General features: G+C 69.4%; 27 protein-coding genes. 10 read left to right on the top strand and 17 right to left on the bottom strand.

Going from position 1 to position 26,032, the window contains the following annotated elements:
• The first annotated feature begins 10 nt into the window (after positions 1 to 10).
• From CVV72_RS02145 to CVV72_RS02135, 3 genes are all read left to right on the top strand, one after another.
• Entirely contained in the window at positions 11 to 1,270 is a 1,260-nt protein-coding gene (locus CVV72_RS02145) for an ABC transporter substrate-binding protein (RefSeq protein ID WP_219150791.1), read from the top strand.
• Between the two features lie 11 nt (positions 1,271 to 1,281).
• The gene (locus CVV72_RS02140) at positions 1,282 to 2,652 is read left to right on the top strand and encodes a GH1 family beta-glucosidase (protein WP_219150790.1); all 1,371 of its coding nucleotides are present in this window, start codon (positions 1,282 to 1,284) and stop codon (positions 2,650 to 2,652) included.
• A 415-nt stretch (positions 2,653 to 3,067) separates the two neighbouring features.
• The gene (locus CVV72_RS02135; RefSeq protein WP_304511470.1) at positions 3,068 to 4,225 is read left to right on the top strand and encodes an HNH endonuclease signature motif containing protein; all 1,158 of its coding nucleotides are present in this window, start codon (positions 3,068 to 3,070) and stop codon (positions 4,223 to 4,225) included.
• Positions 4,226 to 4,575: 350 nt separating this feature from the next.
• Here the strand turns inward: CVV72_RS02135 and CVV72_RS02130 are convergent, their stop codons facing one another.
• The 10 genes from CVV72_RS02130 to CVV72_RS02085 form a co-directional block, all read right to left on the bottom strand.
• On the bottom strand, positions 4,576 to 5,403 hold the full coding sequence (locus CVV72_RS02130; protein WP_219150789.1) for a carbohydrate ABC transporter permease: 828 nt from the start codon (positions 5,401 to 5,403) through the stop codon (positions 4,576 to 4,578).
• 2 nt (positions 5,404 to 5,405) lie between these two features.
• Positions 5,406 to 6,299, bottom strand: coding sequence for a carbohydrate ABC transporter permease (locus CVV72_RS02125; RefSeq protein WP_370641856.1), 894 nt, complete (start codon positions 6,297 to 6,299; stop codon positions 5,406 to 5,408).
• Positions 6,296 to 7,057: a DeoR/GlpR family DNA-binding transcription regulator gene (locus CVV72_RS02120; protein ID WP_219150788.1), complete on the bottom strand. Its 762-nt coding sequence runs from the start codon at positions 7,055 to 7,057 to the stop codon at positions 6,296 to 6,298. Before CVV72_RS02120 ends, CVV72_RS02125 begins: the two co-directional genes overlap by 4 nt.
• A 149-nt stretch (positions 7,058 to 7,206) precedes the next feature.
• Positions 7,207 to 8,388: an RNA polymerase sigma factor gene (locus CVV72_RS02115; RefSeq protein WP_219150787.1), complete on the bottom strand. Its 1,182-nt coding sequence runs from the start codon at positions 8,386 to 8,388 to the stop codon at positions 7,207 to 7,209.
• Between the two features lie 5 nt (positions 8,389 to 8,393).
• On the bottom strand, positions 8,394 to 8,747 hold the full coding sequence (locus tag CVV72_RS02110; protein ID WP_219150786.1) for a YciI family protein: 354 nt from the start codon (positions 8,745 to 8,747) through the stop codon (positions 8,394 to 8,396).
• 27 nt (positions 8,748 to 8,774) lie between these two features.
• Entirely contained in the window at positions 8,775 to 10,595 is a 1,821-nt protein-coding gene (gene glmS, locus CVV72_RS02105; protein ID WP_219150785.1) for a glutamine--fructose-6-phosphate transaminase (isomerizing), read from the bottom strand.
• Positions 10,596 to 10,637: 42 nt separating this feature from the next.
• Entirely contained in the window at positions 10,638 to 10,910 is a 273-nt protein-coding gene (locus CVV72_RS02100; RefSeq protein ID WP_219150784.1) for a hypothetical protein, read from the bottom strand.
• 56 nt (positions 10,911 to 10,966) lie between these two features.
• Positions 10,967 to 12,043, bottom strand: coding sequence for a M20 family metallopeptidase (locus CVV72_RS02095; protein WP_219150783.1), 1,077 nt, complete (start codon positions 12,041 to 12,043; stop codon positions 10,967 to 10,969).
• 12 nt (positions 12,044 to 12,055) lie between these two features.
• On the bottom strand, positions 12,056 to 13,357 hold the full coding sequence (locus CVV72_RS02090; RefSeq protein ID WP_219150782.1) for a glycosyltransferase family 2 protein: 1,302 nt from the start codon (positions 13,355 to 13,357) through the stop codon (positions 12,056 to 12,058).
• The gene (locus tag CVV72_RS02085) at positions 13,357 to 13,512 is read right to left on the bottom strand and encodes a hypothetical protein (RefSeq protein ID WP_167373570.1); all 156 of its coding nucleotides are present in this window, start codon (positions 13,510 to 13,512) and stop codon (positions 13,357 to 13,359) included. The genes CVV72_RS02090 and CVV72_RS02085 overlap by 1 nt, the downstream gene beginning before the upstream one ends.
• A gap of 253 nt (positions 13,513 to 13,765) precedes the next feature.
• Between CVV72_RS02085 and wecB the strand changes: the two genes are divergently transcribed.
• Both wecB and CVV72_RS02075 read left to right on the top strand, forming a co-directional pair.
• On the top strand, positions 13,766 to 14,980 hold the full coding sequence (gene wecB / locus CVV72_RS02080; RefSeq protein ID WP_219150781.1) for a non-hydrolyzing UDP-N-acetylglucosamine 2-epimerase: 1,215 nt from the start codon (positions 13,766 to 13,768) through the stop codon (positions 14,978 to 14,980).
• A gap of 4 nt (positions 14,981 to 14,984) precedes the next feature.
• Positions 14,985 to 16,691, top strand: a complete 1,707-nt coding sequence (locus CVV72_RS02075; RefSeq protein WP_219150780.1) for a DUF2334 domain-containing protein — start codon at positions 14,985 to 14,987, stop codon at positions 16,689 to 16,691.
• Between the two features lie 48 nt (positions 16,692 to 16,739).
• Here the strand turns inward: CVV72_RS02075 and CVV72_RS02070 are convergent, their stop codons facing one another.
• A complete protein-coding gene (locus tag CVV72_RS02070; protein ID WP_219150779.1) occupies positions 16,740 to 18,302 on the bottom strand; it encodes an adenylate/guanylate cyclase domain-containing protein in 1,563 nt (520 codons plus the stop codon).
• A 61-nt stretch (positions 18,303 to 18,363) separates the two neighbouring features.
• Complete coding sequence (locus tag CVV72_RS02065) at positions 18,364 to 19,167, bottom strand: class I SAM-dependent methyltransferase (RefSeq protein ID WP_219150778.1); 804 nt, start codon at positions 19,165 to 19,167, stop codon at positions 18,364 to 18,366.
• A 115-nt stretch (positions 19,168 to 19,282) separates the two neighbouring features.
• Between CVV72_RS02065 and CVV72_RS02060 the strand changes: the two genes are divergently transcribed.
• Positions 19,283 to 19,537: a hypothetical protein gene (locus CVV72_RS02060; RefSeq protein ID WP_219150777.1), complete on the top strand. Its 255-nt coding sequence runs from the start codon at positions 19,283 to 19,285 to the stop codon at positions 19,535 to 19,537.
• Positions 19,538 to 19,574: 37 nt separating this feature from the next.
• Positions 19,575 to 20,021 (top strand): peroxiredoxin, encoded by a 447-nt coding sequence (locus CVV72_RS02055; RefSeq protein WP_219150776.1) that lies wholly within the window; start codon positions 19,575 to 19,577, stop codon positions 20,019 to 20,021.
• A gap of 63 nt (positions 20,022 to 20,084) precedes the next feature.
• Here CVV72_RS02055 and CVV72_RS02050 read toward each other — a convergent pair whose 3' ends face one another.
• Complete coding sequence (locus CVV72_RS02050) at positions 20,085 to 20,789, bottom strand: MerR family transcriptional regulator (protein WP_219150775.1); 705 nt, start codon at positions 20,787 to 20,789, stop codon at positions 20,085 to 20,087.
• 80 nt (positions 20,790 to 20,869) lie between these two features.
• Between CVV72_RS02050 and CVV72_RS02045 the strand changes: the two genes are divergently transcribed.
• The 3 genes from CVV72_RS02045 (at position 20,870) to CVV72_RS02035 (ending at position 23,420) form a co-directional block, all read left to right on the top strand.
• Entirely contained in the window at positions 20,870 to 21,316 is a 447-nt protein-coding gene (locus CVV72_RS02045; RefSeq protein ID WP_219150774.1) for a DUF6194 family protein, read from the top strand.
• 21 nt (positions 21,317 to 21,337) lie between these two features.
• Positions 21,338 to 22,057 (top strand): TioE family transcriptional regulator, encoded by a 720-nt coding sequence (locus CVV72_RS02040; protein WP_219150773.1) that lies wholly within the window; start codon positions 21,338 to 21,340, stop codon positions 22,055 to 22,057.
• 205 nt (positions 22,058 to 22,262) lie between these two features.
• Positions 22,263 to 23,420 (top strand): S1 family peptidase, encoded by a 1,158-nt coding sequence (locus CVV72_RS02035; RefSeq protein ID WP_219150772.1) that lies wholly within the window; start codon positions 22,263 to 22,265, stop codon positions 23,418 to 23,420.
• A 49-nt stretch (positions 23,421 to 23,469) separates the two neighbouring features.
• On the opposite strand, the gene CVV72_RS02030 is transcribed toward CVV72_RS02035, so the two are convergent.
• From CVV72_RS02030 to CVV72_RS02015, 4 genes are read right to left on the bottom strand one after another with little or no spacing between them, the layout of a single operon-like run.
• Positions 23,470 to 23,952 (bottom strand): DinB family protein, encoded by a 483-nt coding sequence (locus CVV72_RS02030; RefSeq protein WP_219150771.1) that lies wholly within the window; start codon positions 23,950 to 23,952, stop codon positions 23,470 to 23,472.
• A gap of 36 nt (positions 23,953 to 23,988) precedes the next feature.
• Positions 23,989 to 24,960 carry an alpha/beta fold hydrolase gene (locus tag CVV72_RS02025; RefSeq protein WP_219150770.1) on the bottom strand — a complete coding sequence of 324 codons (972 nt, stop codon included), beginning with the start codon at positions 24,958 to 24,960 and terminating at the stop codon, positions 23,989 to 23,991.
• 13 nt (positions 24,961 to 24,973) lie between these two features.
• The gene (locus CVV72_RS02020) at positions 24,974 to 25,438 is read right to left on the bottom strand and encodes a DinB family protein (RefSeq protein WP_219150769.1); all 465 of its coding nucleotides are present in this window, start codon (positions 25,436 to 25,438) and stop codon (positions 24,974 to 24,976) included.
• Positions 25,435 to 26,028, bottom strand: coding sequence for a bifunctional 2-polyprenyl-6-hydroxyphenol methylase/3-demethylubiquinol 3-O-methyltransferase UbiG (locus CVV72_RS02015; RefSeq protein WP_219150768.1), 594 nt, complete (start codon positions 26,026 to 26,028; stop codon positions 25,435 to 25,437). Before CVV72_RS02015 ends, CVV72_RS02020 begins: the two co-directional genes overlap by 4 nt.
• Between the last annotated feature and the right edge of the window lie 4 nt (positions 26,029 to 26,032).

Below are 26,032 nucleotides of genomic sequence, written 5' to 3'. Positions count from 1 at the left end.
GAGGAGAACCATGACCCGCGTACTGGCCGGTTTGACGGCACTCGTGCTGCTGCTCAGCGGCTGTTCGAGCGCGCCGGAAGCCGGCGGCCCGATCAAGCTCACCGTCGCCACCTTCGGCGAGTTCGGGTACGAAAAACTCTTCGACGACTACGAGAAGGCCCACCCGGGGATCACCGTCGAGGGCCGGGTCGCCGACTTCGAGACGCATCACCGCCAGCTCGCCACCGGCCTCGGCGCGGGACGCGGCAGCGCGGACGTGGTGGCGATCGAGGAGCAGTACCTGCCGAAGTTCCGTCAGTCCACGGACAAGTTCACCGACCTCTCCGAGTTCGGCGCGCAGGGTCTCCGCGAGCAGTGGCCTGCCTGGAAATGGGACCAGGGCACGGCCGAGAACGGGAAGTTCGTGATGGGCCTCGGCACCGACATGGGCAGTCTCGCGCTCTGCTACCGGCGCGACCTGTTCGCGAACGCCGGTCTGCCGAGCGACCGCGACCAGGTGGCCGCGTTGTGGCCGACCTGGGAGAAGTTCGCCGAAACCGGCGAGCGGTTCAGCGCCAAGGCGCCGGACGACGTCAAATTCGCCGACTCGGCGGGCACCGTCTACACGGCGATGCTCAACCAGGCGCAGGAGAACTACTTCGCCAAGGACGAACGGTTCATCGCCGACACGAATCCCAACGTGCGCAAGGCCTTCGAGCTGGCGGGCGGGATGGCGCTGAAGAAGGAGACGGCCGCGGTCACCACCTTCACCCAGCCGTGGACGGTCGCGATCAAGCAGAGCCGGTTCGCCGCCATCACCTGTCCCGCGTGGATGCTCACCCAGATCGAAGAGGCGGGCGGGCCGGAGCTCGCGGGTAAATGGGACGTCACCTCGGTTCCGGGCAAGGCGGGCAACTGGGGCGGCTCGTTCCTGACCGTCCCGAAACAGGGCGCGCACCGCAAGGAAGCCTACGATCTCGCCGTCTGGCTCACCGCGCCCGAACAGCAGAAGCGGATCTTCCTGGAAAGCGGGCTGCTGCCGAGCGCGCTGGGCGCCTACCAGGACACCGCCGTGCTTTCCCACACCAGTCAGTACTTCAGTGGCGCGCCGATCGGCAAGATCTTCGCGGCCTCCGCCGAGGCCCTGCGGCCGAACTACCGCGGGCTGCGCGACGGCGAGGTGCGGCCGGTGTACGGGCACGCGCTCGGCCGCGTCGAAGAGGGGAAGCAATCGCTCGACCAGGCGTGGAGCCAGGCGGCGACCGAAGGCCGCGCCGCGGCCGCCAACTGAACGGGGACGGCGTGACACGCAGGTTTCCGGCCGGGTTCCGCTGGGGCACGGCCACGGCGGCATACCAGATCGAGGGATCGACGACGGCGGACGGCCGCGGACCGTCCATTTGGGACACTTTCACCGCACGACCCGGCCTGGTGGTCGACGGCTCCACCGGAGACCCGGCCTGCGACCACTACCGGCGCTACCGCGAGGACATCGGCCTGCTGAGCGGGCTCGGCGTGCCGTATTACCGGTTCTCCGTGGCGTGGTCGCGGGTCATGCCGGACGGCCGCACGGTCGAACCACGCGGCCTCGCCTTCTACGATCGCCTTGTCGACACGGTGCTGGAGCACGGGATCACCCCGATGGTGACGCTCTACCACTGGGATCTGCCGGAAGCGCTGCAAGCGGAAGGCGGCTGGCCCGCCCGTGACCTCGCGAGCCTTTTCGCCGACTACGCGCTGACCGTCCACAAGGCACTCGGAGACCGGGTTCGGCAGTGGACCACGATCAACGAACCGTTCTGCGCCGCCTTCATCGGCTACGGCAACGGCGATCACGCGCCGGGGATCAAGGACGAGGGCGCGGCACTGGTCGCCGGGCACCACCTCCTGCTCGCGCACGGCAAGGCCGCGCAGGCGTTACGGGCGAACGGCGGCGAGCAGGAAGTGTCCATCGTGCTCAACTTCGCCCCGGTGCTGACCGATGTGGACGATGCCGCGCACCGCGAAGCCGCGCGCAAGTTCGACTTCCTGCACAACAGGTTCTTCCTCGACCCGTTGCTGGGCCGCGGCTACCCGCCCGAACTCCTGGCGGATCTCGCGCATCTCGGCACGCTGGAACCGGCGATCGCCGACGGTGACCTGGAGATCATCGCGCAGCCGCTGGACGTCCTCGGCGTCAACTACTACGCGCCCGCCCGCGCGGTCCCGCTCCAAGATCCCGAGGCCGACAGCAACTGCCCGCTGCCCGGTCTGCGCGGAATGGACGTCCAGCCACCCCGCGGCGACCTGACCTCGCTCGGCTGGGAGCAGCGGCCCTCGTCGTTCACCGATCTGCTGCTGTGGCTGCACGAACACTGCCCCGGCCTGCCGCTCGTGATCGCCGAAAACGGTGCCGCGTTCGAAGACGAGGTCGTCGACGGACAGGTTCACGACGAGAAACGCGTGCGCTACTTCGCCGAACACCTCGCCGCCGTACACGACGCGATCGAACGCGGCGCCGACGTCCGCGGCTACATGGCCTGGTCGCTGCTGGACAACTTCGAGTGGGCGATGGGGTACACACAGCGGTTCGGCCTTGTGCACGTCGACTTCGAAACGCAGGAACGAGTGCTCAAGGACAGCGCGCGGTTCTACGCGGACGTGGTGGCGCGCAACGGGCTTCAGGCGTTCTGACAGCTTGGGCTTGTCGTTGCCGGAATTCGGCGACGCGCTGGTGCGGAACCCGTCGATGGCCGGTCGCGTGCGCGACTTCGACACGCTCGTACACGGACGTGTAGGCAGGCAAGGACTTCTAGGGGTCACAGCAGCTTGACCTGAGCCGTTGGCGCGCGTCGCCGAAAAACGGCGACGCGCTGGCCCGGAACCTCGAAACACAGGAACAAACACCCCACAGACACGTAGGCCTACAACAACCAGACCCGCGACCGCACCACAAGCAGATTCACACGTCACCGAAAAACGGCGACGTGCTGGCCCGGAAACTGTCGGTGGTCAGTTGTAGCTTCTGTGTGTGGACACACGCAACGCCACTGTGGCGCTACTCAAGGAAATCACTGCTTCTGATGTGTTGCGGGAGGTCAATGCTTCGCTGGATTCGTTGGAGGACAACGATGCTGTCGATGCTGCCGTCGCGGCATCGGAAGGAATCGCACGCCTGGAAGCGGTCCGGTTCCGCGCGCTCGCACAGCTGAACCGGCACCGGGGCGGGGCGTCGAGCATGGTGCAGGAGGTCGCGTTCGCTCTGTCTGTTGTGGACGGTCACGCGGCCGGTCTGGTGTCCACGGCGGCGGCATTGACCACGCGGCTGCCTCGCACACTGGGGTTGCTGGACCGTGGCCAGGTCGGCGGCTATGGGGCGATGAAGGTCGCCACCGCCACCGCCTGGCTGTCGGACGAGGACGCCCGCGCGGTCGACGACGTCCTGGAAGATCGCCTACCGGGACGGAACTCCGAGCAGATCCGGAAAGCAGCCAACCACGCCGCGATGATGGCCGACCGCGACGGCGCCGCCCGCCGCGCGGAACGGCACCGTGCCGGGCGCCGGTTGTCGATCCGCCACGGCGAGACCGGCGTCGCCTCGATCGAAGTCGAAGACGGCCCCGTCGAGAAAGTCGCCGCCGCTTACACGCGTATTGATCGTGAGGCACGCGCCCTTAAAACCGGCGGGGAGACCCGCACGTTGGATCAGTTGCGCGCCGATGTCGCCCTCGATCTGATGTTGGGCGGCCAAGGCGGGAAGAGTGAGCGGTCCGAAGTGTTCCTCTACATGGACCTCAACACCTACCTCGGCCTGAACGACCACCCCGCCGAACTGGCCGGACACGGCCACATCCCCGCCACACTGGCCCGGCACATCGCCTCCGGCCCGCACACCATCCTGCGCCGCATCATCACCGACCCCTTGTCCGGACAAGTCCTCGACCTCGGCCGCGACCGCTACCGACCCACCGCCGGACTGGACGAATTCGTCCGAGTCCGCGACCGAGAATGCCGAAGACCCGGCTGCCACCGCCCCGCCCAAACCTGCGACCTCGACCACTCCCTGCCATGGCAGCACGGTGGTCACACCGCCGATACCGAACTGGTCGACCTGTGCCGCCGCGACCACCGGCTCAAGGACGAATCCGGCTGGATCTACCGGCTGGCCGAGGATGGCACTCTCACCATCACCACTCCTACAGGGCACTGCTACGACAGCACGCCACCACCACTGCACGAACCCCGCACCCAAGAGCCACCATTCTGAAACCGTCGCCGAAAAACGGCCACGGGTCCACAACGAGCGGCGCCAACTTGGTTGCCGAAATACGGCTACGGCACCATCGGGCTGGAGTCCACTCGTGATCACGCCGCGGACCGGCCTGACAGCAATCAGCAACTCCTCAACGACAACGCCGAAAAACGGCGACAGCCGCGTCCACGACGATCGGCACCGGCCTGGTCGCCGAAATACGGTCACGCCTCGATCGGGCTGAACTCCACTCGCGATCACGCCGTCCGCTGCCAGGCAGCCCTTAAGAATCGCTTGCCCCGCCAACACCGAAAACGGCAAAAACCTACGAACCCAGCCCCAGCAACCGAACGACACAGCGGTAGTCAGGCCCGCGGCGCGCCCCGCATCACGCCGTCGACCACCTTCCTGGCCAGCAGGATGAACAGCACGATCACCGGAAGCACACCGATGGTGGCCGCGGTGAGCATCAGCGAGTAGTCGGTGAAGTAGCCGCTCGCCAGCCGCGACAACGCCACCTGGACGGTCGGATGCGCGTTGGGGTCGAGCACGATCAGCGGCCAGAAGAAGTCGTTCCACGCGGTCATGAACGTCAGCATCCCGAGCACGGCGGCCTGAGGGCGGATGGCGGGCATGGCCACGTTCCAGAACAGCCGCGCCGTCGAGCAGCCGTCGACGCGGCCGGCGTCGAGCAGTTCACCGGGAATCGCCTCCTCGCACGCCTGCCGCATCCAGAACACGCTGAAGGCGCCGACCAGCCCGGGCACGATCACCGCCTCAAGCCGTCCGTACCAGCCGAGTTCCCCGACCACGAGGTACAGCGGGATCACACCGAGCTGGGCCGGCACCATGGCGGTGCCGATGACCACCAGGAAGAGCGAGTCCCGGCCCGGGAAGCGCAGCCGCGCGAAGGCGAATCCGGCCATGCTGGAGAGCAGCACGTTCGACACGGTCACCGTGCCCGCGACGATCAGCGAGTTCTGCATCGCCAGCCAGAAGTCGACGGTCTCGAAGACCCTGCCCACGTTCTCGATCAGGTTGCCGCCGGGCAGCAGCGGCGGAGTGGTCTCGCCGAGTGCGGAGTTGTCCTTCGAGGACACCACGAACGACCAGTACAGCGGGAAGATCGACGCGACGGCGACCGCGAGCAGCAGTCCGTAGACGACGAATCCGGTCCGTTCCCTGGCCGCCACGGTCACTCACCGCCCCGCATCCGGCGCACGAGCGAGAAGTTGACCAGCGCGAACACGGCCGAGAACAGGAACAGCAACCAGGCGATGGCCGCCGCGTAACCGGCATCGAACTCGCCGAACCCTTTTTCGTACAGGTACATGGCGAGGGTCTGGAACTGCCGGTCGGCACCGCCCGTCCCGTTGACGCCGGTGTCGTCGAACAGCTGCGGCTCGGCGAACAGCTGCAACCCGCCGATGGTCGAGACGACGACGGTGAAGGCGATGGTCGGCCGGATCGCGGGCACGGTGATGGACCAGAAGGTCCGCCAGCGCGAGGCACCGTCGAGCATCGCGGCGTCGTAGCGCTCTTGCGGCACGGACTGCATGGCCGCGAGGTAGAGCAGCGCGTTGTAGCCGGTCCAGCGCCACATCACCATCGTGCTCACCGCGACGTGCGAGGCGAACCGGTCCGAACGCCAGTCCACCGGATCGAACCCGGCCAGACCCAGCGCCCAGTTGACGACGCCGTAGTCCTCGGCGAACAGCTGGCTGAACACGAGCGCCACCGCGACCACCGAGACGACGTTGGGCACCAGCACACTGGCCCGCCACAGGGTCCGCGCCCGCAAGGGACGGTCGAGGAGCGCGGCGAGCCCGAGCGCGGCCAGCAGTTGCGGGACGGTCGAAAGGACGAAGATGCTGACCGTGTTGAAGAGCGCGTTGTAGAAGTACGGATCCTGGAGCAGGACGGCGAAGTTGCCGAGCCCGGCGAACCCGGTGTCACCGTTGACCAGATGCCAATGGTGCAGCGCCACCCAGGCGGTGTAGAGCAGCGGGAAAAGACCGAACACGCCGAAGAGGACGTAGAACGGCGCTGTCATCAGGTATCCGGCGAGCCGCTCGCCCGTACGCTTCAAACGATGATCACCTTGACGCCTGCCCGGCTGATGCCGTCGATCTCCTCCGGTTCGACGCCGCTGTCGGTGATCAGGGTGTCGACGTCGCAAAGGCCCCCGAACCGGGCGAAATGGTCGTCGCCGATCTTCGTGTGGTCGGCCAGCAGCACCGTCCGCCGGGCGGACGCGATGGCCGCGCGTTTCACCATCGCCTCGGCGGTGTCCGGGGTGGTGAGCCCCCGCTCGACGGAAAGACCGTTGGTGCCGAGAAAAGCGACGTCGACGTACGTGTCCTTGAGAGCGTCGAGCGCCCAGCCGTCGACCGACGCCATGGTGTGGCCGCGCAGCCGTCCCCCGACCAGCATCAGCGTGACACCGGGCCGGTTGGCGAGGGTGAACGCGTTCGGCAGCGAAGGGGTGACCACGGTCAGCCCGCGGTCGGCCGGAACGAGGTTCGCGAGCCGCGCCACCGTGGTGCCCGCGTCCAGCAGGATCGCGCCCCCGTCGGGGATCTGCTCCAGCGCCGCCACGGCGATACGGTCCTTTTCCGCGCTCATCACGGCGCCGCGGGCGTCGAGACCCGGCTCGATGCCCAGCCGCTCGACGGGGATCGCGCCGCCGTGCACCCGTCGCACCGCTCCGCTGCGTTCCAGCGCCGTCAGGTCACGGCGCACGGTCTCGCTGGTGATCTCGAAGGCCGCCGCGAGCGTCGCCACATCGACTCGGCCGTTCTGCCTGGCCTGCTTGAGGATGGCGCGCTGCCGCTCTTCGGCGTACAACGGTCACCTCCTGCCCTGGCGGATGAGCGGTCATGCCGACAATAGTTGGTTTCTCGACGGTCCGACAACGGAACCCCTCATCCGGAACACGCCGCTCTGTCCATTGAGGACACAGTGTGTGCGGCGCTTTCGCCGACGGTTGCCCGAAACTACGACAGGACTGCCCGTTTGGCCCGCAGAAAAGCCCGTTCCGTGTCGTTGGTGGCCAAGGTGATGGCTTCGTCGTAGGCGGCGACGGCCTCCGGCTTCCGGCCGAGGCGGGACAGCAGGCTCGCCCGCGTGGCGGGCAGATGGTGATATCCGGGCAGGTCCAACTGCTCGATGCCGGCCAGTGCCGCCGCCGGGCCGTGCACCTCGGCGACGGCGACCGCGCGGTTGAGCGCGACGACCGGCGTCGGGGTGAGCCGCCACAGCTGGTCGTAGAGCGCCAGCACCTGGGTCCAGTCGGTCGATTCGCCGTCCGTGTGCACGGCGTTGATCGCGGCCTGCACCTGGTACGGGCCGGGACGGCCGAGACGCAGGCATCGCCGCACCAGTTCGTGGCCCTCGGCGATCAGTTCCCGGTTCCAGAGCGACCGGTCCTGCTCCGCGAGCACCACCAGCTCACCTGAAGTCCCCACCCGCGCGGGGCGCCGGGCTTCGGTGAGCAGGAGCAGCGCCAGCAGCCCGATCACCTCCGGTTCGCCGGGCATCAGGTCGGCGAGTGCCCTCGCCAGGCGCACCGCCTCCGCGCAGAGGTCCGTCCGCAGGAGGTCGCCCGAGGTGGACGTGTACCCCTCGTTGAAGATCAGGTAGAGCACGGAGAGCACGGAATCCAGCCGGTCCGGCAGTTCATCGCTCCCCGGCACCCGGTACGGGATCCCCGCGTCGCGGATCTTCTTCTTCGCGCGGACGATCCGCTGGGCGACGGTCGGTTCCGGGACGAGGTACGCCCGCGCGATCTCCCCCGTCTCCAGCCCGCCGACCAGGCGCAGGGTGAGCGCGGTCCGCGCGAGCGGCGAAAGCGCCGGATGGCAGCAGGTGAAGATCATGCGGAGCTGGTCGTCGCGCACCGGCCCCACCTCCCGCGGCTCGTCCTCAGCGTGCAGGAGCAGCGCCTGGGCGTGCCGGGCCTCGCGGGTGGATTCCCGGCGAAGGCGGTCGATCGCGCGGTTGCGGGCGGTGGTCACGATCCACGCGCCCGGATTGGGCGGCGTTTCCGCCCACTTCTCCACCGCCGTCGCGAAGGCGTCCTGAACCGCCTCCTCGGCGAGCGTGATGTCGCCGAGGAGGCGGGTCAGGGTGGCCACGCACCGGCCGTACTCCGCCCGGTAGATCCCGTCGAGATCCATCGACGTCACCGCGGCGGGTCGCCGAACGGCCGCACTTCGATCGGCTGCCCGCAGGCGAGCGCGCATTTCCCGGCCCAGGCCAGCGCCTGGTCGAGGTCGTCGACCTGGATCACCCAGAACCCGCCGAGCTGTTCCTTCGTCTCGGCGAACGGCCCGTCGGTGATCGTGACCTTGCCGCCTTCGGGACGGACGACCGTGGAGGCGTCCGAGTGCTCCAGTCCGCCCACGAAGACCCAGGACCCCGCCGCCTTCATCTCGTCGGTGACCTGGCCCGTCCTGGCCAGCATCGCCCGGACCTCTTCCTCGGGCGCGTCCCGTTCGCTCTCGTCGAACTGGACGGCGAGCAGGTACTGCCTCATGACGGACCCCTTCGACGGCTCAGGAGATCATTCCACGGTGACGGACTTCGCGAGATTACGCGGTTTGTCGATGTCGTGGCCGAGGATCAGCGCCGCGTGGTAGGCCAGCAGCTGCAACGGAATGGTGAGCAGGATCGGGTCGAGTTCCGGCTCCGACCGCGGGACCACGAACCGCGGCACGTCGAGATCGCCGAAGTCCACGTCGTCGTGGGTGATCGCCAGCACCTGCCCCTTGCGCGCCTTGATCTGCTGCATCGCGGCCAGGTTACGGTCGGCGAGGTCGTCGGACGGCACGATCGCGACCGTCGGCAGCTCCTCGTCGATCAGCGCGAGCGGGCCGTGCTTGAGCTCCGAGGTCTGGTAGGCCTCCGCGTGCCGGTACGAGATCTCCTTGAACTTCTGCGCGCCCTCCCGTGCCACCGGGAAGCCGCGGACCCGGCCGATGAAGAACAGGCTCCGCGCGTCCGCGCAGATCTTGGCGTGCTCGGCGATCCGGTCCTCCGCCTCGACGATGGCCGCGACCTGCTTCGGCAGCGCGCGGAGTGCCGCGACGATCCGCTGTCCGTCCGCATTGGACAGATCGCGGACGCGGCCCAGTGCCAGCGCGATCATCGCGAACCCGACGGCCATGTTGGTGAGCGCCTTGGTCGAGGCGACGGCGATCTCCGGGCCGGCGTGCAGGTACAGGCCACCGTCGCAGGCGCGCGCGATCGTCGAACCGACGACGTTCACGAGGCCGACCACCCGGCCGCCCTTGCGTTTGACCTCTTCCACGGCGAACGCGGTGTCCGCCGTCTCGCCGGACTGGCTGACCGCGATGTAGAGGGTGTCCGCTTCGATGATGGGGTTGCGGTAGCGGAACTCGGACGCCGCCTCCGCGTCGGCCGGGACCCGCGCCAGGTCCTCGATCATGGTGGCGCCGATCTGGCCCGCGTAGTACGCCGAACCGCAGCCGAGGATCTTCACCCTCGCGAAGCCGCGCAGATCACGGGGAGTCAGGTTCAGACCGTCCAAACGGGACACTCCGAACCGGTCGTCCAGCCGTCCCCGGATCATCCGCTCCAGGCATTCCGGCTGCTCCTGGATCTCCTTGTACATGTAGTGCCGGTGACCGCCGAGGTCGAGGTCGTCGGCCTGGATGTCGATCGCCGTCGCGGCCTTTCCGGTGTCGCTCTCGTCGACGGTGAAGGTGCGGTAGCCGGTGGCCGAGACGCTGGCGAACTCGCCGTCGTCGAGATGCACCACCTGCGAGGTGTGCCGGACCAGCGCGGACAGGTCGCTGGCGACGAACATCTCCCGGTCGCCGACGCCGATGATCAACGGCGAACCGTTCCGCGCGACCACGACACGGTCGGGGTGCTCGGTGTCGGTCACGGCGATGGCGTAGGTGCCGGTGACGCGGGAGACGGCCTCGACGACCGCGTCTTCCAGCGTCTTCGCGCCCGAACGCGCGATCAGGTGGGCGAGCACCTCGGTGTCGGTTTCGGAGGACAGCGTCACCCCGGCCTGGGTGAGCTGTTCGCGCAGCGCGTCGGCGTTGTCGATGATCCCGTTGTGCACCACGGAGATCCGACCGTCTTCGGAGACGTGCGGATGGGCGTTCGCCTCGGTCGCCGGGCCGTGCGTCGCCCACCTCGTGTGCCCGATGCCGACCTTGCCCGCGAGCCGCTTGGGCAGGGCGGCCGTCAGGTTCCGCACCCGCCCCACGATCCGGTGTACCTGGGCGCCTTTACCGCCGAGGACGGAGATCCCGGCCGAGTCGTAGCCGCGGTACTCGAGCCGCGTCAGCCCCTCGATCAGGATCGGGGCGGCGTTCTGGCCGCCGATGTAGCCGACGATTCCGCACATGACGAGTCAACCTCACAAAAGAAAACGGACGGGCGTGGTCCGTCAGCCGTAGACGATGCGGCGCAGTTGCCGCTCGGACAGGTCGGGAGGCGCGACGAGACGACGGCTCAGCTCGCCGGCGATACGGGGGAAGATCTCGGGGTTCTTCCCGCCCTCGGCCTGCAGCCGGGCATGCCGCTCCCGGACGTACTGCTCGACCGGCTGCCGGTAGTACGCCAGGACGTCCTCGACGACACGGGCGGCGATGGCCGTCGACAGACCCGTCGACAAGGCCACCTGCTCGACGATGTCCGCGTCCTCCACGGAGCCCATCATGCACATCGGGATACCGAAGCGCCAGTTCTTGCCCGAAATCGGGCAAGAACTGGCGATCAGCGGCCTCGAATGGCCTCTACCAGCCCGGCCGCCAGCTCCGCCCGTTCCGCCATCGACTCGACCAGCAGGTACTCGTGATCGGCGTGCGCGCCGCCGCCGACGGCGCCGAGCCCGTCGAGGGTCGGGACGCCGATCGCGGCCGTGAGGTTGCCGTCACTCCCGCCGCCGACGGCCACCCCGGCGACTCCGGGCAGTAGCCGTCGCGCGACGGCGAACAGGTCCGCGGCGGCCGACTCGGGCATCGGTGGCCGGTGGATCCCGCCCCGCACCTCGACTTCGGCCCCTTCGAGGCGCGGGGTGAGTGCGGCGAACCCGGCTTCGACCCGTTCCTTCTCCTCGGCCGTCTCGACTCGCACGTCGACCACGACGGTCGCGGACGCGGGCACGACGTTGCTCGCCGTTCCCGCCGAGGCGACCGTCGGGGTGACGCTGGTCCCGGCCTCGGGCCGGTCGAACGCGGCGATCGCCAGCACCTGATACGCGGCTTCGGTCAGCGCGTTGATCCCGGCCGCGGGTTCGAGGCCCGCGTGCGATGCCCGGCCGGTGACGACGACCTCGAACGTGCCGCAGCCCTTGCGGCCGGTCTTGAGGCCGCCACCGTCGGCCGCTCCTTCGAACACGAGCACCGCACCGCACGCGCGGGCGCGCTCCTCGATGAGCGCACGGGATTCGTGCGAGCCCGTTTCCTCGTCGGCCGTCACCAGGATCTCGACGCCGGTCGTGTCGCCGAGGGCCGCGAGGCCGTGGATCGCCTGGACCAGCCCGCCGAGCATGTCGAACACCCCGGGCCCGGTCACCCGGCCGCCGGTCACGGTGAACGGCCGGCGCGCCAGGGTGCCGATCGGGAACACGGTGTCGTGGTGCCCCAGGACCAGCACGCGGGGTTCACCACCGCCGGACCACCGGACGTGCGGTCCCGCCGCACTCTCGACCAGGGTCGCCGTCCCGCCGAGCCGGGCCTCGACGAGGGCTTTGACCGCCTCGGCCGACGCGGTCAAAGCCTCGATGTCCCCCGAAGGCGACTCGATCTCGACGAGGGTCCTGAGGTCTTCGATCATCGCGTCGACATTCATGCGAGTACTTTCTCAGGCGACTCCGGCGGGCGCGGTCTCGTCCTCGCTCAACCGTTCCGTCTTGGTCCAGCTGGTGCGGCGGGCCGCCACGCGGAACAGCGCCCGCCAGGTCGCGACGACACCGAGCACCAGAAAACCGGGATAGAGCAGGCCCGCGAGCAGACAGCGGTGCAGTGGTTCCTCGCCGAGCCGGAGCCGGTGCACGATCGCCCACACGAGACCGGGAACCAGCAGCACGGCCACGCCGATCAGGGCCGCTCCGGGCAAGGCCGACGGCGGCGCGATCAGCCCGCCGAGAGTGACCCCCGACCAGGAAGCCACCAGTGTCCCCACGAACAACAGGGAAACGACCAACGACAACGGCACGGTCAGCCACGGGGTCACGAGATAGGCGAGGAAATCCAGGAGCCCGACACTGCCGACATGCCGGGAAGCCAGCAATTCCCGCAAATGCCTCGCACACTGCAGATTGCCCTGTGCCCATCGCGTGCGCTGCCGGAGCAATCGGCGCAGATCGACCAGCCCTTGTTGCGTCACCCACGCCGATTTCACATAGCGCATCCGGATTCCGGCGACATGCAGGCGCAGTCCGAGTTCCAGATCCTCGACGAGACAGTCCGACCACGGGGCCGGGTCGAAACGCCGCAGCACGCCGAGTCTCGTGAATTGCCCGTTTCCGCCCATTCCGACACTGCCCGCGAGATCGCGCAGACTTTGCGACGCGTCGGCGACCGCACCGAACTCGAGATCCTGGAGCAGCGCGAGCACACTACGCCGATTGTGAATCCGCACCCGGCATTGCACGGCACCGACTCCCCGGTCGCCGAACACGTCGGCCATCTCGCGCAGCATGCCGGGGCTCCCCCGGCCGTCGCCGTCGATGATGCCGACGATCGTCCTCGCCACACTCCCCTCGGCTTCGCACAGCCGGAGGATGTAGCGGTAGCCGGCGTTCAACGCCTCGCCCTTGCCCTGGCGCGCATGCGGGAGATCGCGGCGCAGGACGTGCAGGCGCGGGTCGGTCACCTCGCGGAGGACGCCGGGCGTGCCGTCGTCCGAGCCGTCGTCGATCACCAGTACACGGACCGGATTCCGTTCCGTGCCAAGCGAAAGCGCGTTCCGGACGGTGTTGCCGACGACCCGTTCCTCGTTGAGCGCCGGAATGACGATCCAGAATGCGAGCCCCTCCCCGCGCGCCGCCACGGACCGGCGCGGGCGCCCGGTGCGCCATGCGAAGGCCGCGAGCAGGAGGTTGTGCGCCGGCCACCACAAAAGCAACAACATCATGGTCGCGGCGAAGGCGGGGTTCGCCATCAGTCCTTCAAGCGAAGGTGCAGCGAGCGCGCCATGAGCAGCAGCGCGATCGCCCCGATCACCACCGCGAGCACCGTGCTCACCGTCGCCCCCGCCATCGTCGCGCCGATTCCGAGCGCGGAAACCTTGACCGGGCCCACCGGCACCATCGACATGTCTTTCCTCCCGGCGGAGGTCGCCACAAAACATCTACTCACAGTTTTCACACGGCGAGTCGCGGGTCCCCCTGGTAAGCGATATTCAGCCTTTCGAGTGGGTACGCTACCCCGTTCGTGTTAGCGTTCGAAGGCGTCGATCCCCCGTAAAGGTGACCATCGGTCAGTGATCCTCGCCTCACCCACGCCACTCACTCGTGAGTTCGCAGCCGAATTCACACGGACCGATGCACGAACCCGGAAGAAGGACCAGGTGCGTAACGCACAGAACGAGACCGACGTCATGCCCGAAATCTGGCTCGTCATGGGAACCCGGCCCGAGGCCGTGAAACTGGCTCCGGTGGCCAGGGCGCTGGCTGCCGGCGGGCGGATGCGGCCGGTGCTCATCGCGACCGGGCAGCATCCGGAAATGGTGGACCAGGCGTTGGCGACGTTCGGATTGACGGCGGACGAAAATCTGACCTTGAACCGGCGAACGGGTTCCCAGCCGGAACTGCTTTCCGGCGTCCTCGCCGGGCTGGAGGAAGTGGCGGACCGGCGGTCGCCGTCCGCCGTGGTCGTCCAGGGAGACACGACGACCACTCTGGCCGGCGCGCTCGCCGCGTTCTGGCGCCGCGTCCCCGTCGTGCATCTCGAGGCGGGCCTTCGCTCGTTCGATCTCGGCGCGCCGTTCCCCGAGGAGCTCAACCGGAAACTGGTGACCCAGGCGGCCGCGCTCCACCTCGCCCCCACCCCCGACGCCGCCGCGAACCTGCGGGCCGAAGGAGTACCCGAAGAGAACGTGCTCGTCGCCGGGAACACCGTCGTCGACGCGATCCTCACGGTGACGGACGGCTCCACCACGGTGCACGATCGGGAATTGGCGGCACTGCTGGAAAACGCCACCCGCGGCACGGTGAAGCTGCTGCTGGTCACCCTCCACCGCCGGGAGTCCTGGGGCGAGCCGATGCGGCGGGTCCTGCGCGCGGTGGCCGAACTCATGGCCGCGGATCCGGCATTGCGCGTGGTGCTTCCCGCGCACCCGAACCCGGAAGTGCGAAGCCTGGTCCGCGAGGAACTGGCGGACACGCCGGGTGCGCTGATCACCGGCCCGCTGCCCTATCCCGAACTGGCGGCGACCTTGGCCGCCAGCACGCTCGTGCTCTCCGATTCCGGCGGTATCCAGGAAGAGGCCCCGACCTTCGGCGTCCCGGTGCTGGTGCTCCGCGACGTCACCGAGCGGATGGAGGCGGTGAACGCCGGGTGCGCCCTGCTCCTCGGGACGGACCACGACAAGATCGTCTCGACCGCGCGGCGCCTGCTGGACGACCCGGCGGCCCGCACGCGGATGATGAGCAACGGCAACCCCTTCGGCGACGGCGCCGCCGCCGAACGGACCGAGCGGGCCATCGCACATCTCCTCGGCCTCGCCGCGGATCCGCCCGCTCCCTTCCGGCCTGCCCGCTCGAACGAACCGGCCGAGGTCTGACCCGATGACGATGGACGACGGCGGGCAGCGCTTTCGCCTGCCCGCTTGGTTCCGGCTGACCGCCGTCGCGATCGTCGCCGTCACCGTCGCCGTGGTCGTCCTGGTCCAGGTCACCAAGACGGAACCGGTCACGGCGTCACCGGCCGCCACGCCGGTGTCGCTCGCCGATCGCCTTCCCGGCGCGGGAAAGGCCGGGATGCCGGGTCCCGGCGGGGATCCGGGCAGGAAGACCCTCGTGCTCTACGACGACGGGCGCAAGAAGGACGGAACCGGTGCCCCGCCCGAAGAGGTCCGGACGGCCGAGGCGTACGCGATGTTCACGGCGAATCTCGTTTCCCGTGGCACCGCTTGGGAAATGCGGCCCGCCGCCGACTACCGGCCGCGGCAGCTGGAGGCGTTCCAGTCGGTCGTGTACCTCGGCTCGGTCTCCGACGCGGCGCTGCCGAAGGCGTTCCTCGACGACGTCGCGGCCACCCGCGTCCCCGTGGTCTGGATCGGTGCCAACATCTGGCAGCTGCGAACCGGCCCGGGGTGGCGCGCGGAGGGGTATCGCGACGACAACCCCACCACCGTCACCTACAAAGGCACTCCCCTGCGCCGCGATCCCCGGTCGGGTACCGGGGTCGTCGCGATCGACGTCCGCGACCGGACGCGGGTCCAGATCCTGGCCGAGGCGAGCGCTCCCGGTGGCACACCCTCGCCTTGGGCCGTCCGATCAGGGCCTTTGACCTACGTGGCCGAGGTCCCGTACGCCTACGCCGACGCACGGGACCGCTACCTCGCCGCGGCCGACATCCTGCTGGGTGTCCTGTCGCCGCAGGCACCGGACCGGCACCGCGCTTTGATCCGGCTCGAAGACGTCGGCCCGCGGACGAAACCGGAAGAGCTCCGCCGGGTCACGGACTTCCTGATCCAGGAGAGGATCCCGTTCTCCCTCGCGGTCTATCCGTACTACTCGGATCCCCAGGGCCGGGCCAACGACGGCAATCCGACCTCCGCGCGGTTGGTGGACTCGCCGGAACTGGTCGCCGTGCTCAAGGACTCCGTCCAAGCGGGCGCGACGCTGGTCATGCACGGCTACAGCCATCAGAGCGACAGCGGCCCGAATCCCTACGACGGCGTGAGTGCGAGCGACTTCGAGTTCTACAAGTCCAGTGTGGACGGTGACGGCGTCGTGCGCTTGGACGGCCCGATGCCCGAGGATTCGGCGCGGTGGTTCGACGAACGCGTCGCGACCGGCCTGGGTGAGTTCCGGCGAGTGGGTCTCCCGGAGCCGACGATGTTCGAGTTCCCGCACTACGGCGGCTCCGCCGTGGACTATCAGCAGGTCAGCGGGATCTTCCAGGCCCGCTACGACCGCGGCAGCTACTACGCGGGCTTCTGTCCCGGTGGCCGTTGCGGTTCGACGGCCACCGCGACGACGGAGCAGGTGTACGGCCAGTTCTTCCCGTATCCGGTGCGCGACGTCTACGGCGCGAACGTCGTCCCCGAGAACATCGGCAACGTGGCGCCCGTCGCGTTCAACCAGCACGCCTCCCGCACCGCCGTCGACATGCTCGCCGACGCCCAGAGCGCGCTCGTCGTCCGCGACAACGTCGCCAGCCTCTTCTACCACCCGTTCCTCGGCGAGAGCGGACTGCGAGATCTGGTGAACTCGCTACGGGCGCTGGGATACCGGTTCGCGAAACCGACCGAGATCCTCGACGGCTGAGCAGAGGATTTCCTCGGTGTAGCGGCTCGCCCGCCGAGCACTCACGGGTCAGGACTTGGGGGTCGCGAGGGTGGTGGGCCGGGCGCGGCCCCGCAAGACGACGTCCTCCGTCGCCGTCCACTGTACGGCCTCGTCCTCGGCGGCGGACTCGATCGCCGTCCACGAGGCGAGCAACCGGGCTTCGACGTTCTTCGCCAGTTCGGTCAGCCGGGCGGCTTCGTTGACCGGGTCGCCGATCACCGTGTACTCGAACCGCCGAGGGTCGCCGACGTTGCCGGCGACCACCTCACCTGTCGCCACCCCGATCCCGGCCGGGCATTCGGGTACCTCCGCCGCCAGCCTGCGCGAGATCGCCCGGCCCGCGGCCAGCGCGAGGGTCGCGTGGTCCTCCAGCCGAACCGGTGCCCCGAAGATCGCCAGCGCGGCGTCCCCGACGAACTTGTTGACCAGTCCGTGGTTGCGGTCGACCTCGTCGACCACCACCGCGAAGAACCGGTTGAGCAGGCCGACGACCTCTTCGGGCGGACGGCTCGCGGCCAGCGCGGTCGACCCGATGAGGTCGACGAACAACACCGACACCGTCCGCACCGTGCCGCCGAGTTCGGCCGACGTGCGCATCGCCTCGCTCGCGACGTCCTCGCCGACGTGCCTGCCGAACAGGTCCCGCAAACGTTCGCGTTCGGCGAGGCCGACGGCCATCCCGTTGAAACCCGCCTGCAGCAGACCGAGTTCGGTGCCGTCGTAGACCGGGATCTCCACGGCGAAGTCACCGGCCCGGACCCGGCCCAGCGCGTGCTGCACCGACCGGATCGGGTTCACCACGGCGCGGGCGGTGAACACGGTCACCAGCAGGCCGAAGACCAGGACGACGAGGCCGAGCGCGATGACCGAGATGGCGAGCTTCGTGGTCGACACGTCGCCGCGCACCCACGCCAGCACCGCCGTGACCACCAGGCCGGCCACCGGCACCCCGGTGCCGAGACACCAGAACAGCAGCATCCGCAGATTGACCCCGCCGCTGAGCGGCCGGTCCGGCGAGGTGCCCGCGAGGGCGAGGGCCGCGTACGGCCGCAGGATGAATTCCCCGGCCAGGTAGGCGATCGCGCAGACGACCACCCCCGCGAACGCGACCACGAGCAGCTCGGTGAGCACGACCCGCGGCTGTACCAAGGCGGCCAGCACCCCGAACACCGCCGTCGCGATACCCCACAACACCGCCTGGACCAGCGTCAGGCGCAGCGGGACGCGGAGGCTGGCCGCGCGCTCCTCGTCGCTCGGTGTCCGGCCGTCGGCGGCCCAGCGCAGTGTCCGCAGCGCGCCGCGGGTACCCCACAGCGCGCCGACGACGACGGCGGAGACCACGTAGACAGGGACCGCGATCGCGGTCACGCGGACGAGGTCGCCGGACATGCCCGGGGCGGGCATGAGCAACGCCGCCAGCCCGACCACGACCAGCGCGCCGATGACGTTGGTCGCGATCAGCGTCCCGGTGAGCAGTCCCTGGACGCGGCGGCGCAACACGGCCGGATCCTGGTCGAGCGGGCCGAGCAGCCAGGAGCCGAACGGCCCCTGCCCGCGGCCCCGAACAGAGGAGTCGTTGTCTGGTCGCACCCGTGTCCCGCCGTTCGCCCCGGTTTGAGTGAACGACTGTACACCGAAGCGGGCGCGGTCGTCAGCGGACGGTGCCGGAGCCGATCAGCGTGGTGGCGTCGAGCTCGGTCACGCCTTCCTCCCGCAGGGAGTCGAGGTAGCGCTCACGCACCTGCTCGACGACGGCGGGTTCGAGGTCGTCGAGCAGTCCCCGGAACCCGGAGCCGATGACGACCAGCCAGGCGACCTCCGGTGTCATGGCCAGCCGCAGGTCGTTCACCACGACGTCCACATCGGACAAACCCCGCCCGGAAAGCCATTCCGCGTAAGGGCCCGCTTGGTCGATGCGGTCGATCAGCCCCGGCTCGCGTTGCGGCGGCGGCGCGGAATCGGTCACCGCCGCCACCGCGCGGCCGAGGTGGCGGCCCGCCGTCACCATGGACCCGCCGCGCCAGATCGTGAACACGGCCCGGCCGCCGGACCGGGCCCGGCCGACCAACCGCTCGGTTCCGCCCGTCATGTCGGGAAAGAAGAAGATGCCGAGCGCGGACTGCACGACGTCGTAATCGCTCGTACCCCATGCCGTCGCGTCGGCCTCGTGCGCGCGTAACTGCGGCAGGCCGGCCGAAAGGCGGCGCAGCTCGCCGATCATCGGCCCCGAGAGGTCGATCGCGTCCACCACGCCCGTGGCCCCGACAGCGCGCGCCGCGGGAATCGCCGACGCCCCGGTGCCGCAGCAGGCGTCCAGGACCCGGTCTCCTTCGGCGAGCCCGGCCACCGCCACCGTGGCGGCGCCGATCGGTTCCCAGAGATGCCGCCCGAGCGCGGCGAAATCGGCGGCGGCCGCGTCGAAGGCCCGCTGGGTTCCCACTTTGCGAGAAGACATGCCGCGACGATAGCCGTTTCGCGGCCCGTGCGAACCCGGCTGCGACGGACGGTGGCCGCGGGAACGTCCATCCAGTGGGCGAATCGCGCACCGGTGCGGCCCTAGCGTGGTCGGCATGAGGAAGACACTGCTCGCGCTGCTCGGCGCGGCCGCCATGACGGGCACGATCGCCACCCCGGCTTCGGCGAGCCTCCAGGAGACCAGGGAATTCGTCGGGCACGGGTCGAGCGACTTCGGCCTCGCGCTCTTCCACGCCCGCCACGACGCCAGGTCCCAGGCGGAACGGGCCGGGTTCACCGACTGCGAGGAGTACCACGAACTGATCCTCTCGCCCTATACGGCGACCGTCTTCTGGCGCTGTACCCGCTGAGACCGATCCGGCGCGCCTTCGGCTCCGAACACCGGGCATGGACCAAGGAGACCTCGCCCCGGACTTCACCCTGCCCGACGACACCGGCCGGGACCGCACACTGTCGGACTTCCTGGCCACCGGCCCGGTCGTGCTGTTCTTCTATCCCGCCGCGATGACCGGGGGCTGCACCGCCGAAAGCTGCCGTTTTCGCGACCTGGCCGCGGAATTCGGGGAGGTCGGGGCCCATCGCGTCGGGATCAGCCCGGACGGGATCACCAAGCAACGGCAATTCTCGGCGCTGCACGGCTTCGACTACCCGCTGCTGTCGGACGCGGACGGAAGTGTCGCCAAGCAGTTCGGTGTGTGGCGCCGGTTCAGCCCGCTGCACGCCAAACGCCACACCTTCGTGATCGACACCGATCGCCGGATCCGCGCGGTGATCAAAAGCGAGCTGAAGTTCGACGTCCACGCGGACAAGGCGCTGGCGGCGCTGCGGGGATGAGCCTCCGCCGGGTCCGCGGTAGGGGTCGTGAGTGGTAAGTGTCGTTCTGACGACACTTACCACTCACGAGTCCTCTGTGGACGCTCGGCCGCTCACCACCCGGGAAAGCTCGGCGGTGCCGTCGAAAAGTGCCCGTGAGCGCGCCGCGATCCCGGCGTCCCTGGCGGCGAGCGCTGACGCGACGTCCTCCAGCCGCCGGGAGCGCCGCAGTTCCGGCATCAAGGCCCGAAGCGGGGCGACGCGGTAACCGGCCAGCCGCAGCTGCTGCACGATCCGCGCGTCCCGCACCTGGGACGGCGTGTACCGCCGCGTCCCCCGCTGGTCGCGGCCGGGGACGACGAGCCGTTCCGTGTCCCAGTGCCGCAGCGTCGACGGGCGCACGCCCAGCGCCGCCGCGAGTTCGGAGACGCTCATCGAGTCCGACCCGCGTACGTCTTCGATCGGTTCGCGGGAGATCACCCGGACGGCTTCCCTGGCCTCCCGGAGATCCGCGCGTTCGGCGTCGAGCCCGGCGTGGGCGGCGTCGAGGAGCGTGAGCGCGGCGGGGAGCGGATCCCGGTGCACGGCGCGGAGGATCTTCTTGGCCTCGACCGGCCCGACCCCGGCGGCGAGCGCGCGGTAGGCCAGCGCGGACCGGAGGTGGATCTCGCCGTACGTCCGGTAGCCCGAGTCCGTCCGCGACGCCGCCGGGAGCACGCCGTCGCGTTCGAGGTTGCGCACCTGCTGGACGGAGTACCCCGCCAGCCGCGCGACCTCCGCCGTACGCATCGATTTGAGACTTGACACCTTCACCCCGTCGAAAACCGGCTCGAACCCTCCATAAGCACTTTAATGCCACGCTTGAGCACATGACCCTCGAAGAGATCATCGGCCTCGTCTCGGGCCTCGACGGCGTGCTGACCCTCACCCCCGGCCCCGGTGACGAATGGCCGGAACTCAGCTGGGGCGACGCGTTCTTCTACTACTCCCCCGACGGTGTCGTCCCGACGAACGTCCAGCCGTTCGCGACGATCGTGACCAAGAACTACCCCGGCGACGAGAGCTCGCGTCTGGACCGGCCGGAGACGTTCCGCGTGAACATCCACGCCGGTAAGAAGGAGTTCACCCGGCCTCTCGGCCAGGACCCCTCCGCCATGGACACCCTGATCGCCCACCCCGTGTACGGCACCGCGGGCTGGCTGGCGGTGGTGAACCCGGCGGCGAACACCGAAACGGCCGTCCGCGAACTGCTGGAAACGGCGTATCGGCTGGCTCGGGCCCGTTACGAACGACGGGCGGACACCTCGCGCGGTTAGCGGAGCGAATATCGTGGGGCGGTGGGCCGGAACCTTGGATCCCGTGAACGGCTCAGGCCGGTCGACCTCGCGCGCGAACACGGCCTGTCCACGCAGGCGGTCCGCAACTACGAGGGTGACGGCATCCTCCCCGCCGCCGAACGCGGACCGCAGGGATATCGGAGCTACACGCCCGTGCACGCGCAAGCCCTGCGCGCGTTCCTCGCCCTCGTGCCCGGGCACGGCCACGCGACGGCGGCGTCGATCATGCGGGCGGTCAACCAGGACGCGGTCGAGGAGGCTCTCCGGCTCATCGACGAAAGCCACGCCCAACTGCTCGATGATCGCCGCACCCTTCAGGCCGTCGCGGCCGCGCTCCGCGATCTCGAACCCGTGGCGCAGGAGCGGGGCGATATGTTCGTCGGCCCGCTGGCCAGGAAGCTCGGCGTCCGGCCCGCCACCTTGCGCGAATGGGAGCGAGCGGGGCTGCTGCGGCCCGAGCGCGACCCGAAGACCGGCTATCGCGTCTACAGCGCGGCCGACGTGCGCGACGCGAAACTGACGCATCAGCTCAGGCGGGGTGGCTACCTCTTGGAGCGGATCGCGCCGCTGCTCGAGCAGATCCGCTCGGCCGGTGGCGTCGTGCCGCTCGAGTCGACACTGAGTGACTGGCACTCGCGTCTCTCGGCCAGGGGCCGCGCCCTGCTCTCCGGTGCCGCCGCGCTGGAGAGCTACCTCGACGTGGCACTTTTGCGCCGATGACACTTCCGCGCAATTGATTACGCGGGCAATTCACGTTTTCCGCATACGAAAGTAGGTCCGTGATCACGGATCCTACTTTCGGCGCTACGGCATGCCGTACGGGCGCTCGTACTGTGCGTGACGTCGAGATGAACCGCCCGGTCCCCTGCGCTTTCCGAACATATTCCGGCGGTTCGTCGTTCCCTCCTTATCGAAGGAAATTCGCATGCGAATTCGCGGACCCGTCATGCTCACCCTGCTGAGTGTCTGTGCCGGAATCGGCGCGCTCGCCGTCCCGGCGACCGCCGCGCCGGTCACCGCCTACGACCAGACGATGCTCGAAACCCTCGCCGCCCAGCTCAAGGTCAGCCCGCTTCAGGCCGCCCAGAAGCTGGACCACGAGAAGAACCTGATCGCGTCGCTGGACAGCATCAGAACACGCGGCCTCCACACCGACGGCGCGTACTTCGACGACGCCGGCGCCCTCGTGGTGAACGCCGACGCCGTCGCCGCCAAGGAGCTCCGCTCGGCCGGGCTGACCCCGCGTACCGGTGCCCGCGGCGAGAACGCGCTGAACGCCCTGTCCGCCAAGGTCGGCACGGTGATCGGCAAGGACATCGGCCAGGTGCAGTCCTGGGGTCCGGAACTCGCGGCCGACCAGGTCGTCGTCACCGTGCAGCCGGGTGCCGACAGCGCTCTCGTCCGCCGTCTCACGGCGCTGCCGGGCGTGTCGGTCCAGACCGGTGTCGCCAACGGGAACACCACGCAGGCCGACGTCATCCCCGGCCAGATCATGGACCTCGTCCCCGGCACCAACTGCTCGCTCGGTTTCCCCGGCACCACCAGCAGCGGCAACAACGTGATGCTCACCGCCGGACACTGCGTCGAAGGCAACCCGGACATCCTGAACCGCAGCGGCGTCCACATCGGCCGCGGGGTGGCCACCCAGTTCCCGTCGGCCGACATGGGCCTGATGGACATCGACACCGAGGACACCGGCCGCGGCTACGTGGACACCCGCATGGGCACCACGGTGCGGATCACCGGCAGCTCGAAGGCGCCGGTCGGCACCACGCTGTGCAAGGCGGGCAACACCACCGGCTGGACCTGCGGCAAGATCACCGCGTACAACCAGACCGTCCGCTACAGCGGCGAAAGCGTCGCCACCACCGGGCTGGCCAAGTCGACCGTCTGCACCGAGGGCGGTGACAGCGGCGGCGCCTACATCGCGGGCAACACCGCGCAGGGCATGACCTCCGGCGGCCCCGCCGACGGGCACGACTGCGGCTGGAACCAGGGTGCCAACGCCACCGGTTCGTACTCCTACTACCAGCCCGTCGTGGACGCGGCGAACAAGTACGGGGTCACGCTGACCCGTTCCTGACGCACTGATCGCGATGACCGGGGAGCGCCCGCTCCCCGGTCATCGTCGTCTACCGGGAACTGAGGATCTGCTCGCGCAGGATGTCCGCGTGGCCGCCGTGCTGAGCGAGTTCACGCAGCACGTGCAGGTACACCCAGCGCAACGGGAGCGGGCCGCGCCGGTTCCCGTGCAGCAGGTCGTCCAGGTCGAGGGCGGCCGCCGCCTCGCGCGACGCCTCGCAGGCTTCGCGGTACGCCTGCCGTACGGAGTCGATCGTGTCCTCCTCGGCGAGGATGAACGATTCGTCGGGCGTCGCGGGAAGGCCGATCTCGGTCCGCGGGCGGCAGGTGACGGCTTCCACGAACCACACCTTTTCCACGAAGGTCGCGTGTTTCACCAGGCCGAGCAGGGTCGTCCGGGACGGGACGAGCGACCGGCGGGCCTCTTCCTCGGTCAGGCCTTCCAGTGACTCGTCGAGGACACGGCGGTGTTCGTCGAGGAAGGCCTCGAACTGTTCGCGAAACGGGTGGTTGAGGACTTCCAGCGTGGACATGGTGGAAGCATCGCAAAGGTTCTCGATCTTGGGCAACTACTTCAAGAACGCGACCAGTTCGGCGCTCACGAACTCCGGATTCTCCTCGGCGAGCCAATGGCCCGCCCTCGGCACCTCCACGGCGCGGGCCAGGTTCGCGACGCGGGGTGCCAGGGTCGCCTTCTGCGGTTCGAGCAATCCTTCCGCGGTCATCAGGAGCGTGGGGGTCGTGATCGGTTTCGCGCCGGCGTTCGCGGCCGCGTCCTGCCCGAGCGCGCGGTAGAGCTCGAAACCGCCGTGCAGGACCTCCGGCCTCGTGTAGGTGCGGGCGTACTCGTCGATCTCGGCGTCGTCGAACGGCGGCGGCGCCCCCGGTCCGCCGAAAGCCGTCCCCTTGTAGGCGACCTGCGGATAGAACAGGGACAGATACTCGCGGACGTCGTCGCCGATGACGGTTTCGGGAACCGTTTTCTGCGAGTGGAAGGCGATGTGCCAGCTCAGGTTCCGATAGGCCGTCGCGTCGAGCGCGGGGCCCGGCAGCGGCAGATCGAGGTACGCGAGTTTGGTGAGATCGCCGGGGAATTGCGCCGCGTACTGGAAGGCGACCGCGGCACCGAGATCGTGCCCGGCGATCCGGACGTCGCGCAGGCCGAGCCGTCCGGCGACGAGGCCGTGCACGTAGCGCGCGAGGGTCGCCTTGTCATAGCCGGGCGGAGAGCCCGCGCTGTCGCCGAGGCCCGGCAGATCGAGGGCGTACACCGTGAAGTGCTCGGCCAGCGCGGGCATCACCCGGTGCCAGCCGTACCAGGTCTGCGGCCAGCCGTGCAGCAGGACGAGTGGTGCGCCCTTGCCGCCGGTGACGTAGTGCATCTTCACTCCGTCGACGTCGGCGAACTCGTGCCGGAACTGACTCGCGAACGCCGTGTCGCCGCGGGTGACGTTCTCGTAGGGCGGGGCGGTGGCCGTGGATGAACCGCAGGCCGTCAGCAGGACGAGGGCCACGACGAACGCGGCGGCTCGGTGGAACATGGGGATCTCCGTTTCAGCGCCCGGTGGCGCCATCGATCAGTTCGCGCAGGATGTCGGCGTGTCCCGCGTGCCTTGCGGTTTCTTCGATCAGGTGGGTCAGCGTCCAGCGTCGTGATACCCGGCGGGGCCCGGTCGCGGCGAGGTCGTCCCAGGACGCGATTTCGGCGTTCGCCTCGGCGACGGTTTCCCGATAGGCGGCGAGAATCGACGCCGTCGTGTCGTCCGGTCCCGGCCGGAACGTCGCCTTCCAGTCGGTGACGCGGTGGCCGAGCAGCCAGTGGCGTTCGACGTGGGTCAAGTGCTTGACCAGGCCCAGCAGATTCGTGCCGGACGGCACGCCGGGAGTGCGCGCCCGGTCTTCCGGCACCCCTTCGGCCTTGGCCATGACGGCGGCGCGGAGGTAGCCGAGGAACCCGGCGAGGACGTCCTTCTCCCCTGCGCCCGTCGCAGGTGGCCCGGCGTCACGTTTGCGGCTCATCGCCCGGCCCGCCGGAGAACCAGGACGTGGTCGATCACCGTCGCGGTCCGGCCGTCCGGGCCGGTGGCCAGGCGTTCCGCCGCCTCCGCGCGGTCGATCGACCAGTCCGCCGGGTCGAGTTCCAGTCCGGCCGCGACCTCACCGGGAGTCGGATGGTCCGCGTCCTGGCTCCACGACCAGGGCGCGGCGGAGCCGTGGTCGATGACGACCAGCCGCCCGCCGGGATTCACCGAGCCCGCGGCGTTGCGCAGCACCCGGGCCCTGTCCAGTGCGAACGGTGTGTGGAAGTACTGCGCCGACACCAGATCGAAGGTGCCGTCGGGGAAGTCCTCGGCGAGATCGACGCGGAGCGCCGTGATCGGTCCGCCGCGCGCCCGGAGCGTGCGCACGGCCGCTCCCGAGAGATCGACCGCGGTCACCCGCCAGCCTCGGGCGGCCAGCCACACCGCGTCTCCCCCGCCACCACAGCCGAGGTCGAGCGCGGTGCCCGGCGCCAGCGGGCCCGCGATCTCGGCCAGTCTCGCGTTCACCTTCGGCGTTCCGGCGACGCGCCATTCGTAGAGTTCGTCCCAGAATTCCGTCGCGTTCATGACC

The organism is Amycolatopsis sp. TNS106 (assembly GCF_019330265.1).
Taxonomy (GTDB): domain Bacteria; phylum Actinomycetota; class Actinomycetes; order Mycobacteriales; family Pseudonocardiaceae; genus Amycolatopsis; species Amycolatopsis lurida.
The sequence above is the reverse complement of the archived record's forward strand: the minus strand, read 5'-3'. Positions and strand labels throughout refer to the sequence as shown.

Excerpts from the sequence above, each read along its gene's own strand:
- CVV72_RS02110 (WP_219150786.1), bottom strand. The coding sequence starts at position 8,747 with ATGAGGCAGTACCTGCTCGCCGTCCAGTTCGACGAGAGCGAACGGGAC.
- CVV72_RS02050 (WP_219150775.1), bottom strand. The coding sequence starts at position 20,789 with ATGCGTACGGCGGAGGTCGCGCGGCTGGCGGGGTACTCCGTCCAGCAG.
- CVV72_RS02015 (WP_219150768.1), bottom strand. The coding sequence starts at position 26,028 with ATGAACGCGACGGAATTCTGGGACGAACTCTACGAATGGCGCGTCGCC.
- CVV72_RS02060 (WP_219150777.1), top strand. The coding sequence starts at position 19,283 with ATGAGGAAGACACTGCTCGCGCTGCTCGGCGCGGCCGCCATGACGGGC.
- CVV72_RS02020 (WP_219150769.1), bottom strand. The coding sequence starts at position 25,438 with ATGAGCCGCAAACGTGACGCCGGGCCACCTGCGACGGGCGCAGGGGAG.
- CVV72_RS02075 (WP_219150780.1), top strand. The coding sequence starts at position 14,985 with ATGACGATGGACGACGGCGGGCAGCGCTTTCGCCTGCCCGCTTGGTTC.
- CVV72_RS02030 (WP_219150771.1), bottom strand. The coding sequence starts at position 23,952 with ATGTCCACGCTGGAAGTCCTCAACCACCCGTTTCGCGAACAGTTCGAG.
- CVV72_RS02095 (WP_219150783.1), bottom strand. The coding sequence starts at position 12,043 with ATGAATGTCGACGCGATGATCGAAGACCTCAGGACCCTCGTCGAGATC.
- CVV72_RS02090 (WP_219150782.1), bottom strand. The coding sequence starts at position 13,357 with ATGGCGAACCCCGCCTTCGCCGCGACCATGATGTTGTTGCTTTTGTGG.
- glmS (WP_219150785.1), bottom strand. The coding sequence starts at position 10,595 with ATGTGCGGAATCGTCGGCTACATCGGCGGCCAGAACGCCGCCCCGATC.
- CVV72_RS02035 (WP_219150772.1), top strand. The coding sequence starts at position 22,263 with ATGCGAATTCGCGGACCCGTCATGCTCACCCTGCTGAGTGTCTGTGCC.
- CVV72_RS02115 (WP_219150787.1), bottom strand. The coding sequence starts at position 8,388 with ATGGATCTCGACGGGATCTACCGGGCGGAGTACGGCCGGTGCGTGGCC.
- CVV72_RS02055 (WP_219150776.1), top strand. The coding sequence starts at position 19,575 with ATGGACCAAGGAGACCTCGCCCCGGACTTCACCCTGCCCGACGACACC.
- CVV72_RS02100 (WP_219150784.1), bottom strand. The coding sequence starts at position 10,910 with ATGATGGGCTCCGTGGAGGACGCGGACATCGTCGAGCAGGTGGCCTTG.
- CVV72_RS02065 (WP_219150778.1), bottom strand. The coding sequence starts at position 19,167 with ATGTCTTCTCGCAAAGTGGGAACCCAGCGGGCCTTCGACGCGGCCGCC.
- CVV72_RS02145 (WP_219150791.1), top strand. The coding sequence starts at position 11 with ATGACCCGCGTACTGGCCGGTTTGACGGCACTCGTGCTGCTGCTCAGC.
- CVV72_RS02045 (WP_219150774.1), top strand. The coding sequence starts at position 20,870 with ATGACCCTCGAAGAGATCATCGGCCTCGTCTCGGGCCTCGACGGCGTG.
- CVV72_RS02085 (WP_167373570.1), bottom strand. The coding sequence starts at position 13,512 with ATGTCGATGGTGCCGGTGGGCCCGGTCAAGGTTTCCGCGCTCGGAATC.
- CVV72_RS02025 (WP_219150770.1), bottom strand. The coding sequence starts at position 24,960 with ATGTTCCACCGAGCCGCCGCGTTCGTCGTGGCCCTCGTCCTGCTGACG.